Origin of the sequence: Luteimonas terrae (assembly GCF_004358165.1) — a bacterium.
GTDB lineage: Bacteria > Pseudomonadota > Gammaproteobacteria > Xanthomonadales > Xanthomonadaceae > Luteimonas > Luteimonas terrae.
The window spans coordinates 1,729,741-1,742,373 of record NZ_SMTG01000002.1 but is presented as its reverse complement, the minus strand read 5'-3'; the positions used below and the strand labels follow the sequence as shown (position 1 = coordinate 1,742,373).

The window sequence follows — 12,633 nt, the reverse complement described above, 5'->3', positions numbered from 1 at the left end:
CGGCATCTGGATGGTCGGCCTGACGATGCGACGCTTCGCGCGTGGCCTGGCCGAGGCCGGGTTCGAACCGGAGATCATCGGCTATCCGAGCATCGCCGGCGGTCCGGACGCGGCGGCCGAACGTCTGGCCGATGCGCTCGCACGGGGGCCGGCCCACGTCGTCGGCCACAGCCTCGGCGGCCTGTCGGCGCTGCAGGCGGCGGGCGCGTTGCCCGGGCTGCCGGTGCGCCGCATCGTCTGCCTGGGCTCGCCGGTCTGCGGCAGCGGCGCGGCGCACGCGCTGTCGCGGGTGCCGATGTCGCATCTGTATTTCGGCCGCAGTGCCGACATCCTGCACAGCGGCTGCGTCGAATGGCCGGCCCGCTTCGAGGTCGGCATGGTCGCCGGCTGCGTGCCGCGCGGCCTGGGTGCGCTGCTGGCGCGCTTCGACGGGCCGCACGACGGCACGGTGTCGGTGGACGAGACCCGCTCGCCCGCGCTGGCCGACCACATCGTCGTGCAGGCCAGCCACAGCGGGCTGCTGCTCTCGACCGATGCGATGCGCCAGACCGCAGGATTCCTGCGCTGTGGCCGCTTCGAACACGCGCGCCCGGAGCGGGCGGAGTAAAATCGCCGGCTCCAACGCCGACAGACGACACGACCCATGGGACGAGGACCTTCGATCGAGGCCCGCAAGAACGCGACCGACGCCAAGCGCGGCAAGATCTTCACCAAGATCATCCGCGAGATCGGCGTCGCGGCGCGCGCCGGTGGCGGCGATCCGGCGAACAACCCGCGCCTGCGTGCGGCGATCGACAAGGGCATGGCGCAGAACATGTCCAAGGACGTGGTTGAGCGCGCGATCAAGAAGGCCACCGGTGAGCTGGAAGGCGTCGAATACGAGGAGATCCGCTACGAGGGCTACGCGCCCGGCGGTGTCGCCGTGATCGTCGACACGCTGACCGACAACCGCGTGCGCACCGTGGCCGAAGTCCGCCACGCGTTCGGCAAGTGCGGCGGCAACATGGGCACCGAAGGCTCGGTCGCCTTCATGTTCAAGCGTCTGGGCGTGCTGAGTTTCGAAGGCGCCGACGAGGATGCGGTGACCGAGGCGGCGATCGAAGCCGGCGCCGACGACGTGGTGGTCTACCCCGAGGACGGCGCGATCGACGTGCTGACCTCGCCCGAGGCGTTCGAGACCGTGCGTGATGCGATGGTCGCCGCCGGCGTGCAGCCGGCGCATGCCGAACTCACCTTCCGCGCCGACAACGACATCGCCGTCGATGCCGACACCGCGCCGCAGGTGCGCAAGCTGCTCGATCTGCTCGAAGACCTCGACGACGTGCAGGCGGTGTACTCCAACGTCGACCAGGCGTCGCTCGGCGACGCCTGATGGCGGCCGGGAACCGCCGTGCACCGGCGTTCCCGAACCCCCGATTCCGAATCCCGGCCGTCAAGTGACCCGCATCCTCGGCATCGATCCCGGCTCGCAACGCACCGGAGTCGGCATCATCGACGTCGACGCCGCCGGCCGGGTGACGCACGTCTTCCACGCGCCGCTGGTGCTGCTGACCGCGGGCGATTTCCCGTCGCGGTTGCGGCGCCTGCTCGACGGGCTGACCGCGCTGATCGTCGAGCACCGTCCCGACGAGGTCGCGATCGAGAAGGTGTTCATGGCGCGCAATCCCGATTCCGCGCTCAAGCTCGGCCAGGCCCGTGGCGCCGCGATCGGCGCGGTGGTGCTGCGCGATCTGCCGGTCAACGAATACGCGGCCAGCGAGATCAAGCTGGCCGTGGTCGGCCGCGGCAGCGCGGAGAAGACCCAGGTCCAGCACATGGTCGGCCTGATGCTGGGCCTGAGCGGCAAGCTGCAGGCCGACGCGGCCGATGCACTGGCGGTGGCGATCACCCACGCCCATGTGCGCGCCAGCGCCAGGCGCCTCGGCGTCGACGTGCGCCAGGCCTGGAGTCGCAAGGGATGAGCGCGGGCTGTCGCAGGCTGGCATCCGTTCGCGCAATGGCGCGCGGTTGGCGCGCTGCTTGCGTGCGTGCCGGCACCGCTTCAACCGTTTCCCCAGGAGGGTCCCGATGATCGGAAGACTGCGCGGCACGCTGGCGCACAAGGCGCCGCCGTGGCTGGTGATCGACGTGGGCGGCGTCGGTTACGAGCTCGAAGCGCCGATGAGCACCTTCTACGACCTGCCCGAGGTGGGCCGCGAGGTCGCGCTGTTCACGCACTACGCGCAGAAGGAGGACAGCGTCTCGCTGTACGGCTTCCTCCACGAGTCCGAGCGGCGGCTGTTCCGCGACGTGCAGAAAGTCACCGGCATCGGCGCGAAGATCGCGCTGGCGGTGCTGTCGGGCGTCAGCGTGGATGCCTTCGCACGCCTGGTGCAGACCGGCGACGTCACCGCGCTGACCAAGATTCCCGGCATCGGCAAGAAGACCGCCGAGCGCATCGTGGTGGAACTGCGCGACCGCGCGGCCGACCTCGCCGGCGCCGGTGGCGCCATCGGTAGCGCGCCGGTGCCCGCCGACCCGCTGTCGGAGGCCGTCGTGGCCCTGCAGCAGCTGGGCTACAAGCCGGCCGAGGCGCAGAAGATGGCCAAGGCCGCGGCGGGTGAAGGCGACCCGCCCGAAACCATCATCCGGAAAGCGCTACAGTCCGCGCTTCGCTGACCCCCTCAACTCCGTCGGCCAGGTCGACACCTCCATGTCACACCCCAGCAGCACGCCCGGCACGGGCCCGCGTTCCCATGGCACATCGCACGGCCAGGTGGGGCTCGCAGGCCTCGTCGCCGGCGCGATCGGCGTCGTCTTCGGCGACATCGGCACCAGCCCGCTGTACACGCTTCGCGAAGCGTTCTCCGAGCACTACGGCCTGATCGCCAACCACGACACCGTGCTCGGCGTGCTGTCGATGATCTTCTGGTCGCTGATGATCGTGGTGACGTTCAAGTACGTCACGATCATCCTGCGCGCCGACAACGACGGCGAGGGCGGGATCATGGCGCTGATGGCGCTGGCCCAGCGCTGCCTCGCCAAGGGTGGCAAGTCGGCCTACCTGGTCGGCATCCTCGGCGTGTTCGGCGCGTCGTTGTTCTTCAGCGATGGCGTGATCACGCCGGCAATCTCGGTGCTGTCGGCGGTCGAGGGCCTGGAGGTCGTCGCGCCCGGACTGCACGCGTGGATCATCCCGATCACCGTCGTCGTGCTGGCGCTGCTGTTCGCGACGCAGCGCTTCGGCACCGCCAAGGTCGGCCGCGTGTTCGGCCCGATCATGATCCTGTGGTTCAGCGCGCTCGCGGTGCTGGGCGTGCTCAACATTCTGCACGAGCCGGAAGTGCTGCACGCGATCAACCCGTGGTGGGCGGCGAACTTCTTCGTCGAGCACAGCTGGGGCGGCATCTTCATCTTCGGCGCCGTGGTGCTGGCGGTGACCGGCGGCGAGGCGATCTACACCGACATGGGGCACTTCGGCGCCAAGCCGATCCGCTACGCCTGGTATTTCTTCGTGCTGCCGGCGCTGATGCTCAACTATCTGGGGCAGGGCGCGCTGGTGCTCGAGGATCCGGCCGCGATCCGCAACCCGTTCTACATCGGCGTGCCCGAGTGGGCGCGCTGGCCGATGATCGTGCTCGCCACCTGCGCGACTGTCATCGCCTCGCAGGCGGTGATCACCGGCGGCTTCTCGATCGCCCGCCAGGCGATGCAGCTGGGCTACATCCCGCGCATGCACGTGCGCCACACCTCCAGCGACACGATCGGCCAGATCTACATCCCCGGCATCAACTGGGCGATGGCGGTCGTGGTGATCGCGCTGGTGCTGACGTTCCAGACGTCTTCGGCGCTGGCCGCGGCCTACGGCATCTCGGTGTCGCTGACGATGTTCATCGATACGCTGCTGTTGATCGTCGTCGCCCGCGCGCTGTGGCCGCGCTGGCGCAAGTGGGTGCTGCCCTCGTGCGCGGGCTTCATCCTGCTCGACCTCGCGTTCGTGATCGCCAACGGCGCCAAGGTGCTGCAGGGCGCCTGGTTCCCGCTGGTGCTCGGCATCACGCTGTTCACCCTGCTGCGCACCTGGCGTCGCGGGCGGCAGCTGCTGCACGACGAGATCCGCAAGGACGGCATCCGCCTGGACACCTTCATTCCCGGCCTGATGCTCGCCCCGCCGGCGCGCGTGCCCGGCACCGCGATCTTCCTCACCAGCGACCGCGGCATCGTGCCGCATGCGCTGATGCACAACCTCAAGCACAACAAGGTGCTGCACGCGCGCAACGTGTTCCTGACCGTCGAGACGCTGACGCTGCCCTATGCGGCCAACGACCGGCGCCTGAAGATCGAATCGATCGGCGACGATTTCTATCGTTTCACCCTGCGCTTCGGCTTCATGGAAACGCCGGACGTGCCGATGGCGCTGATGCGCGCGGGCGACATCGAAGGCGGCATCTGCGTCGACCCGATGGACACGACCTACTTCACCAGTCGCGAGACCGTCGTCGCCAGCCCGCGCCGCGGCATGCCGGTCTGGCGCGACAAGCTGTTCGCGCTGATGCATCGCAACGCGGCGCCCGCGACCGGGTTCTTCCGGATTCCGGGAAACCGACTGGTGGAGTTGGGATCGCAGGTCCAGATCTGACGGGCGCCCGCGGGCCGCGGGCGTCACGGACCGATGCCGCACGCCGCCTCAGGCGTAATGACTGCCCGGAGCGTTGACCCAGTTCTGCAAGCGGTGCGCGAGCGACGGCGTCGTCGCGATGAAGCGGAAGCCCGCCCAGCTCGCACCCGCCAGCGTGGCATCGTCGAGCCACAGCAGATGCGCGCCGATCTCGACCGGGGTGTCCGGCGCGTCGGGAAGAGTGAAGGACAGCTGGTACAGGCCGTCCTCGACGAAGGGCTCGCTGGCGATCAGCAACATGCCGGTCTCCGACAGGTTGCCGACGCGGCCGACCACGCGTGCGGTCATCGCGTCGGTCACGAGGATCACCTCGGGCGCCTTGCGCCGGCGGGCGCGGCGGAACTCCTGCATCATGCCGTCACCTCGGAACGCTGTTCGCCGCGGCCGGCAAAGCTGCGCAGGGCGCCCATCGCCGCCTGCCAGGCGCGGTCGACGAGGTGGCCGCGGTCGGCGGTCACCACACGGGCGTTGCCCGAGGCCATCAGGCGCGACACCGCATCCATCGACTGTTCGCCGGTGCGCTGGCCACGCTGGTTCACGAACAGCACGTGATCGGTCATCGGGCTGTACCAGGACATGCGCCGGCGCACCATGTCGCCCTGCTGGTTGGTGGTGAACTCGATCCAGGTGCCGAAGGGCAACGTGCGCAGATGGTCGTACTGGGCCTGCTCGTCCGGCGTGCGTGGCGGCAGCTTCTCGCGTCGGGCGGTCCCGGCCTCCTCGCCCAGCCGCGCGCGGGCCTTGAGCTTCATCGCCAGTTCGGTGCGCGAGGCGGCATCGTCCTCGTCGCTGCGGTGGCTGGTCAGGCGCTGCGCGATCACCGTCGCTTCCTCGCCGTGGTAGCCGACGTGGCCCAGCGCGGATTCGACTTCGGCCTGCAGGCTGTCGTCGTCGCGCGGCATCACCGCCAGCGAGGCATCGACGATGCGGCGGGTCGTGTCGAGCTGGCGATTGGCCTCCTCCGAATACTCGCCGTGACGCAGGAGGGTGAGGGTCAGCACATCGGCCCAGGACTGGTCGAGCAACGCGCGCGAGAACCGCGGCAGACGCCGGTCGCCGACGATGCCCTGCATCAGTTCGTCGGCGCGCGCGCGTGCGGCGGCCAGCTTCTCGCGGCCGCGCGCGGCCTCGATGTGCCGGCGCTCCTGCAGTTCGGCGGTGCGTGCCTGCGCCTGCAGCTGGGCCTGCACCTTGGCGTTGCCCTCGGCGAAGACCGCGACATCGCCTTCGTAATTGGCGACGACGTAAGCCACCGCAGCGCGCAGCGCGGTCTCCACGCGCGGGTCGAACGCGGTGTCGTCGTGCCAGCTGGCCGCGCTCTCGGCGACGGTGTTGAGCAGTTGCCGCGCCGGGTGGCGCTGGCGGGTGAAGAAGGAATGGTCCTGCAGCGCTGCGCGCAGCACCGGAATCTGCAGGTCGCGCACCAGCGGCGCGGCCGGCGCCTCGGTGCGGATCTCCTGTTCGATGTGGCCGTAGAGCATGCCGAGCAGTTCGAACGCGTCTTCGTCCTGCGGGGCCAGGCTCGCGCCTTCGCCGTCGCGCTGGCGGGCCTGCGCGAGCAGCGAGCGCTTGATGTCGACCAGGCTCCGCGCATTGCGCCCGGCGCCGGTCGGCTGCTGCTGCAGCTGACGCAGCGCATCGGAGACTTCACTGGTCGCGAGCTGGCGGCGCGGCAGCGGCGAGTCGCCGCGCGGCTGGAACTTGCGCAGCAGTTCGCGCCGGCCCGACATCAGCTGCTGCAGGCGTGCGTAGGCCGCCTCGTGCGCCTGCGGATCCAGATCCTCGTCGTCGGCCGCGGTGTCGGGTTCCCCCCAGCCGGTGAACGGACGCTGTGCCTCGTCGGCGGCCGGACGCGTCGGTGCGGGCGCCTCGGGTGCCCGCTGCGGGCGCGCGGGGTCACGCGGCTCGACGGCCTCGGCGCGCGCGCGCATCGGCACGAAGGTCAGCGACGGCAGGATGCCGTCGTCGGCCAGCTGCGCATCGAGTCGCTCGAGCACGCGGGCATACCCCGGCATCACCACGCGATCGAAGCAGCGGTAGAGCAGCAGGCGGGCGTCGTGTTCGATCTCGAGCACGTGCGCGGCGGCGGCGATCGCGCGGCACAGGCACTGCGGGCCCAGCGGCAGGCGCTCGGCATCGAAGGCGGGCGCGGCGGCGAGCACGCCGAAGCGCTGCCCCAGCAGATGCAGCGACAGGTTGGCGCGACCTTCCTGGCGACTGGCGATCTCGCGCAGCACGGTGCCTTCGTCCATCACCGTGTCCTCGACCAGGCTCAGCGGTCCGAACGAGGTGCTGTCGGCCGGCACCGGTGGCGGTGGTGCGGCCGGCGTGCGCAGGGCGGCGAGCGTGCCTTCCAGCGCGAGCAGAAAGCGCGGCACCAGATCGGCGCGGTTGGCGCGGAAGGTCCGCAGCGTGGCCATATAGCCCGATTCGAGCCCGGGATTGCGGGCCTGGTCCGCAAGCCGGAACAGCTCCTGTTCGAACTCGGACACCAGATTGGACAGGCCACCGTCGAGCTCGGTCGAAACGAACGAGAGCGCACGCTCCAGCGTGCGTCGCACGCGGGGCGGCAGACCGGCCGCGGCGATCGAGCGGGGCGGAAGGGCAGGGTGTGCGGTCGCAGGCATTCCGGTTGCCGGGCTGGGCATTGGTCACATTCTTTAGCATGCGCGCGCCGCCGTCACTAGCGGTCGACGCATGCAGTGGCAAGGCCGCGCGATGCGGGGTGTCAGGCCGGTCAGAACGCGAACGCCGTCCCCGATCGGCCACCGGCCTGCTGCAATGCGACACGGCGCTGCGCGTCCGAGCCGACCGACCGCTCAGTCCTCGAGAAACAGCGCGACCACGTCGTTGGTGAAACGCCGGCCCAGCTCGGTCGGCACGATCCGCGCGCCATTGCGCTGCAACCAGCCCCTGTCAACCGCGATGTCAAGCGGGCCGTCGATCGCCGACACCGGCAGTCCGGTCGTGGCGACGAAGTCGTCCAGCGCGAACCCGTCGACCAGGCGCAGCGCATTGAGCATGAACTCGAACGGTCGGCGGGCCGGCTCGATGCGCTCGTCGCCACCGATCGATGCAGGCGTGCCGGCGCCGGCGAGCCACGCGACCGGGTGCTTGGATTTCCAGCGCCGCAGAAGGGTCTGCTCGCTGCCCAGCGTGAGCTTGCCGTGCGCGCCCGCGCCGATGCCGAGATAGTCGCCGAAACGCCAGTAGTTGAGGTTGTGCGCGCAGCGCCGACCGGGCCTGGCGTAGGCCGACACTTCGTATTGCGCGTAACCGGCCTCGGCCAGCATCGCCTGGCAACGCTCCTGCATGTCCCAGGCGAGATCGTCGTCGGGAATGCCGGTCGGCGGGCGCGCGGCGAAGACGGTGTTGGGTTCGAGCGTGAGCTGGTAGTGCGAGATGTGCGCCGGCGCGAGCGCGATCGCGCGAGCCACATCGTCCTCGGCCATCGCCAGGGTCTGCCCGGGCAGCGCGTACATCAGGTCGAGATTGAAATTGTCGAAGCCGGCGTCCCGGGCCAGCGCGATCGCCGAGAGCGCCTGCGCCCCGTCGTGGATGCGGCCCAGCGTCCGGAGCGTCGCATCGTCGAAGGTCTGGATGCCGAAGCTGATGCGGTTCACGCCCGCGCGGCGGTAGTCCTCGAAACGCCCGTGCTCGGCGGTGCCAGGGTTGGTCTCCAGTGTGACCTCGGCGCCGGGCGCGAAGCGCAGCCGCGACGAGGCCCCCTGCAGGATGCGTTCAATCGCATCGGCGGGAAACAGGCTGGGCGTGCCGCCACCGAAGAACACGCTGTGCACGGTGCGGCCCCAGACCAGCGGCAGGTCCTGGTCGAGATCGGCGAGCAGCGCGTCGACGTAGGCGTCGAACGGCGGCGTGCCACCCTTGAACTCGTGCGAATTGAAATCGCAATACGGGCATTTGCGCACGCACCAGGGCAGGTGCACGTACAGCGAGAGCGGGGGCGGAATCAGCATCGGAGCGTGTCTGGCAGGCATTGCGCGGCGGCGGGGATGCGGGCCGCTTCAGTCAGTGCGCAAGGTTTTCGCGAGGCGTGTCCGCAGCACCTGCAGGGCCTGTGCGCGGTGGCTGATGCGGTTCTTCTGCGCCGGTTCCATTTCCGCGGCCGTCAGGCCATGCACCGGGTCGAGGAAGACCGGGTTGTAGCCGAAGCCGTTGTGGCCGCGCGGCGCGTCGAGAATGCGGCCCTCCCAACTGCCCTCGGCGATCAACGGCTGCGGATCGTCGGCGTGCCGCAGCAGCACGATCACCGCGTAGAAGCGCGCGCTGCGCCGCGCTTCGGGCAGACCGCCGAGCGCCTGCAGCAGCTTGGCATTGTTGGCGGTATCGTCGGTCGGGCTGCCGGCATAGCGCGCGCTGTAGAGACCGGGCGCGCCGTCGAGCGCGTCGACGATCAGGCCCGAATCGTCGGCCAGTGCCGGCAGGCCGGTGACCTTCGCGGCGTGCCGCGCCTTGATCAGCGCGTTCTCGACGAAGGTGGTGCCGGTCTCGGGCACGTCGTCCACGCCGAGGTCGCGCTGCGGCACGATCGAAACGCCGAGCCCGTCGAGCATCGCCCGCAGTTCGACCAGCTTGCCGGCGTTGCCGCTGGCGAGGACCAGGGTGCTCATGCGCGCGGCTCCAGCAGGTCCCACTTGTTGCCGTAGAGATCGACGAACACCGCGACGCTGCCGTAGGGCTCGTGGCGTGGCGCTTCGAGGAATTCGACGCCCGCCGCCGTCATCGCCGCATGATCGCGGGCGAAGTCGTCGGTGTAGAGGAAATGGTCGACGCGGCCGCCGGTCTGGTCGCCGATGCGCGCACGCTGCGCGTCGTTCGCCCGCTGCGCGAGCAGCAGCGAGGCCTCGTCGGCAGTGCCCGGGCCGATCTGCACCCAGCGCTTGCCGTCACCGAGCGGTCGGTCCTCGAACACCTGGAAGCCCAGCGCACGCGTGTACCAGGCGATAGCCGCGTCGTAGTTGGCGACCAGCAGCGTCGTCAGCGCGATGCGACGCTTCGCGCCCGGCATCGTCATCCCGCAAGTGCCGCGCGCTGCATCGCGACCAGTTCGGCGACGCCGGCTTCGGCCAGCTGCAGCATCGCGTCCATCTCGGCGCGGCGGAAGGCGTGGCCTTCGGCGGTGCCCTGGACTTCGATGAAACCGCCGCCGTCGTTCATCACGACATTCATGTCGGTATCGCAGTCGCTGTCTTCCGCGTAGTCGAGATCGAGCACCGGCACGCCGCGGTAGACGCCGACCGAGATCGCCGCGATCGCGCCGTGCACCGGGTCGCGGCCGATCTCGCCGCGACCGCGCAGCGCCGAGATCGCATCGACCAGTGCGACATAGGCGCCGGTGATCGCCGCGGTGCGGGTGCCGCCGTCGGCCTGCAGCACGTCGCAGTCCAGCGTGATCGTGCGCTCGCCCAGCGCCTTGCGATCCACGCAGGCGCGCAGGCTGCGGCCGATCAGGCGCTGGATTTCCAGCGTCCGTCCGCCCTGCTTGCCGCGCGTGGCCTCGCGGTCGTTGCGGGTATTGGTGGCGCGCGGGAGCATGCCGTACTCGGCCGTCACCCAGCCTTCGCCCTTGCCGCGCAGGAAGCCGGGCACGCGGTTCTCCACGCTGGCCGTGCACAACACGCGGGTGTCGCCGAAGCTCACCAGCACCGAGCCCTCCGCGTGGCGGGTGAAACCGCGTTCGAAGCGCACGGCGCGCAGCTGGTCGGGCGCGCGGCCGCTGGGACGGGAGAAGTCGGACATGGAGACGGCCAGAAGACGGCGGGAAAGTCTAGCAGCGGTGGCGATCCACTCCGGACAAGGCGGGCCTGCCTCCCCGAATCCCGAATCCCCAATCCCGGCCCTGATGCATACTCGTCCGCCGTTTTCCGCAGGCACGCCCCGATGATCCGCAGCATGACCGCCTTCGCCGCCGGCGAGCGCAGCACCGAATGGGGCACGCTGGCCTGCGAACTGCGTGCGGTGAATCACCGTTTCCTCGAACTGGGCACGCGGATGCCCGAGGAGCTGCGCAGCGTCGAGCCGGCCTTGCGCGAGCGCATCTCGGCGAAGGTCTCGCGCGGCAAGGTCGATCTGGGCCTGCGCCTGCGCAGCGTCGAAGGCGGCGGCGAGCTGCAGCTCAACCGCGCGTTGCTGACGCAGCTGCAGGGTCTGGCCGGCGAACTGCGCGGCGGATTTCCCGAACTGCGCGCCAGCCTGACCGAGCTGTTGCAGTTTCCGGGCGTGCTGCAGTCGCGCGGCGTCGATCCGGCCGCGCTGCAGGCCGAGGTCCTGACGCTGCTCGACACGGTGCTGGCCGAATTCGTCGCCGCGCGCGAGCGCGAAGGCGCCAAGCTGGTCGCCGCGATCCTCGAACGCGTCGACGGCGTCGCCGCGCTCGCTGCCGAAGTCCGCAGCCTGATGCCGGCGATCCGCGACGGCCAGCGCGCCAAGCTGCAGGCACGCCTGGCCGACCTGCCGCATCCGGTCGAGCCGGGTCGCATGGAGCAGGAACTGGTGCTGTGGCTGCAGAAGCTCGACGTGGACGAGGAACTGGACCGCCTCGACAGCCACATCGACGAGATCCGCCGCGTGCTCGCCCAGCGCGAGCCGGTCGGTCGCCGTCTGGACTTCCTGCTGCAGGAGTTCAACCGCGAAGCCAACACACTGGGTTCGAAGTCGGTCGACCGCCGTACGTCGCAGGTGGCGATCGAGCTGAAGGTGCTGATCGACCAGATCCGCGAGCAGGTCCAGAACATCGAGTGACCGCCGCGCCGCCGCCGGGCCAGCGCGCCAGGCGGCGTAAAGCGGTACGATGCGCGGCCCTCGAGCGCCGGAGACGGGCGTGGCCCCCGAATCCCACCATTCCGCGGAAACGCCGATGCGCGGCACGTTGTTCATCGTCGCGGCGCCGTCGGGCGCCGGAAAGTCCAGCATCGTCAACGCCTGCCTGGCGAAAGATCCGGACATCGCCCTGTCGATCTCGTTCACCTCGCGCCTCGCGCGCCCGGGCGAGCGCCATGCCGAGCACTACCACTTCGTCGGCAAGGACGTATTCCAGCAGATGATCGATGCCGGCGACTTCTTCGAGTACGCGCTGGTCCATGGCGACTGGAAGGGCACCGCGCGGCAGTCGGTGGAACCGCAGCTCGCCGCGGGCAAGGACGTGCTGCTGGAGATCGACTGGCAGGGCGCGCGCCAGGTCCGCGAGAAGGTGCCCGAAGCGGTCAGCGTCTTCATCCTGCCGCCGTCGCGCACCGCGCTGGACGAGCGCATGCGCAAGCGCGGCCAGGACAGCGAGGCGGTGATGGCCCAGCGTCTGGCCGCCGCGCAGGAAGAGATGTCGCACTTCGACGAGTTCGACTATGTCGTGGTCAACGAGGATTTCGACACCGCCGTGGCCGAGATGTGCGCGATCTTCCGCGCCAGCCGCCTGCGCCGGGAGCGTCAGGCCGAGCGCCACGCGGCGCTGATCGGCCGCCTGCTGCGGGAAGAGGCCTCCGTCGCGGCGTCGAATCCCGCGTAACTGTCTGATTCGTATGGGCAGCGCTTGCGCCCCGACGGGGCGGGCGCTAGCATACGCGACCCTTTTTATTCAATCGCGCGGCCACAGCGGTCGCCGGGAGCCCGCATGGCCCGCATCACCGTGGAAGATTGCCTGGAAGTCGTCGACAACCGCTTCGAGCTGGTCATGATGGCCGCGCGTCGCGCCCGTCAGCTCGCCAACGGCGTCGAAGCCCAGCTCGACAACAGCGAGAACGACGACAAGCCGACCGTGCTCGCCCTGCGCGAGATCGCCGCGCGCCGCATCGACCAGCCCTACATCGAAGCCGTCGACAAGTCCGAGCGTGAGCGCAAGGAGCGCGAGGCGCTGGAATGGGCGGCTGCCGAAGTCGTCGCCGACGAAGACATGGCCAAGGGCGACGACTGATCGTCCCCGCCGCGTGCACCGCACGCGGATGGAGTGCCCCGACGACCCC

14 protein-coding genes are annotated in these 12,633 nt (G+C 70.0%); 8 read left to right on the top strand and 6 right to left on the bottom strand.

From position 1 onward, the window contains the following. Positions 1–10: 10 nt before the first annotated feature. The 5 genes from E2F49_RS07950 (at position 11) to E2F49_RS07930 (ending at position 4,618) form a co-directional block, all read left to right on the top strand. On the top strand, positions 11–607 hold the full coding sequence (locus E2F49_RS07950; RefSeq protein ID WP_425481359.1) for an esterase/lipase family protein: 597 nt from the start codon (positions 11–13) through the stop codon (positions 605–607). 36 nt (positions 608–643) lie between these two features. Then, positions 644–1,372 (top strand): YebC/PmpR family DNA-binding transcriptional regulator, encoded by a 729-nt coding sequence (locus tag E2F49_RS07945; protein ID WP_133393298.1) that lies wholly within the window; start codon positions 644–646, stop codon positions 1,370–1,372. 64 nt (positions 1,373–1,436) lie between these two features. Beyond that, the gene (gene ruvC, locus E2F49_RS07940; RefSeq protein ID WP_133393297.1) at positions 1,437–1,961 is read left to right on the top strand and encodes a crossover junction endodeoxyribonuclease RuvC; all 525 of its coding nucleotides are present in this window, start codon (positions 1,437–1,439) and stop codon (positions 1,959–1,961) included. A 106-nt stretch (positions 1,962–2,067) separates the two neighbouring features. Beyond that, positions 2,068–2,658: a Holliday junction branch migration protein RuvA gene (gene ruvA, locus E2F49_RS07935; protein WP_055249919.1), complete on the top strand. Its 591-nt coding sequence runs from the start codon at positions 2,068–2,070 to the stop codon at positions 2,656–2,658. A gap of 34 nt (positions 2,659–2,692) precedes the next feature. Then, positions 2,693–4,618 (top strand): potassium transporter Kup, encoded by a 1,926-nt coding sequence (locus E2F49_RS07930; protein ID WP_133393296.1) that lies wholly within the window; start codon positions 2,693–2,695, stop codon positions 4,616–4,618. A gap of 48 nt (positions 4,619–4,666) precedes the next feature. On the opposite strand, the gene E2F49_RS07925 is transcribed toward E2F49_RS07930, so the two are convergent. The 6 genes from E2F49_RS07925 to rph form a co-directional block, all read right to left on the bottom strand. Further along, positions 4,667–5,008 carry a PilZ domain-containing protein gene (locus E2F49_RS07925; RefSeq protein ID WP_243713510.1) on the bottom strand — a complete coding sequence of 114 codons (342 nt, stop codon included), beginning with the start codon at positions 5,006–5,008 and terminating at the stop codon, positions 4,667–4,669. Then, positions 5,008–7,218: a DUF1631 family protein gene (locus E2F49_RS07920; protein WP_165971147.1), complete on the bottom strand. Its 2,211-nt coding sequence runs from the start codon at positions 7,216–7,218 to the stop codon at positions 5,008–5,010. The genes E2F49_RS07925 and E2F49_RS07920 overlap by 1 nt, the downstream gene beginning before the upstream one ends. Before the next feature lie 258 nt (positions 7,219–7,476). Next, the gene (gene hemW, locus E2F49_RS07915; RefSeq protein ID WP_133393293.1) at positions 7,477–8,655 is read right to left on the bottom strand and encodes a radical SAM family heme chaperone HemW; all 1,179 of its coding nucleotides are present in this window, start codon (positions 8,653–8,655) and stop codon (positions 7,477–7,479) included. 27 nt (positions 8,656–8,682) lie between these two features. Continuing rightward, positions 8,683–9,288, bottom strand: coding sequence for an RdgB/HAM1 family non-canonical purine NTP pyrophosphatase (gene rdgB / locus E2F49_RS07910; RefSeq protein WP_133393292.1), 606 nt, complete (start codon positions 9,286–9,288; stop codon positions 8,683–8,685). Then, positions 9,285–9,686 (bottom strand): VOC family protein, encoded by a 402-nt coding sequence (locus E2F49_RS07905; protein WP_133393505.1) that lies wholly within the window; start codon positions 9,684–9,686, stop codon positions 9,285–9,287. The genes rdgB and E2F49_RS07905 overlap by 4 nt, the downstream gene beginning before the upstream one ends. A gap of 2 nt (positions 9,687–9,688) precedes the next feature. After that, positions 9,689–10,417, bottom strand: coding sequence for a ribonuclease PH (gene rph, locus E2F49_RS07900; protein WP_055249590.1), 729 nt, complete (start codon positions 10,415–10,417; stop codon positions 9,689–9,691). Between the two features lie 141 nt (positions 10,418–10,558). Between rph and E2F49_RS07895 the strand changes: the two genes are divergently transcribed. The 3 genes from E2F49_RS07895 (at position 10,559) to rpoZ (ending at position 12,584) form a co-directional block, all read left to right on the top strand. Then, the gene (locus tag E2F49_RS07895; protein ID WP_133393291.1) at positions 10,559–11,419 is read left to right on the top strand and encodes a YicC/YloC family endoribonuclease; all 861 of its coding nucleotides are present in this window, start codon (positions 10,559–10,561) and stop codon (positions 11,417–11,419) included. Positions 11,420–11,534: 115 nt separating this feature from the next. Then, entirely contained in the window at positions 11,535–12,179 is a 645-nt protein-coding gene (gmk, locus tag E2F49_RS07890; RefSeq protein ID WP_133393290.1) for a guanylate kinase, read from the top strand. A gap of 105 nt (positions 12,180–12,284) precedes the next feature. After that, positions 12,285–12,584 (top strand): DNA-directed RNA polymerase subunit omega, encoded by a 300-nt coding sequence (gene rpoZ / locus E2F49_RS07885; RefSeq protein ID WP_055249584.1) that lies wholly within the window; start codon positions 12,285–12,287, stop codon positions 12,582–12,584. Positions 12,585–12,633: the final 49 nt, after the last annotated feature.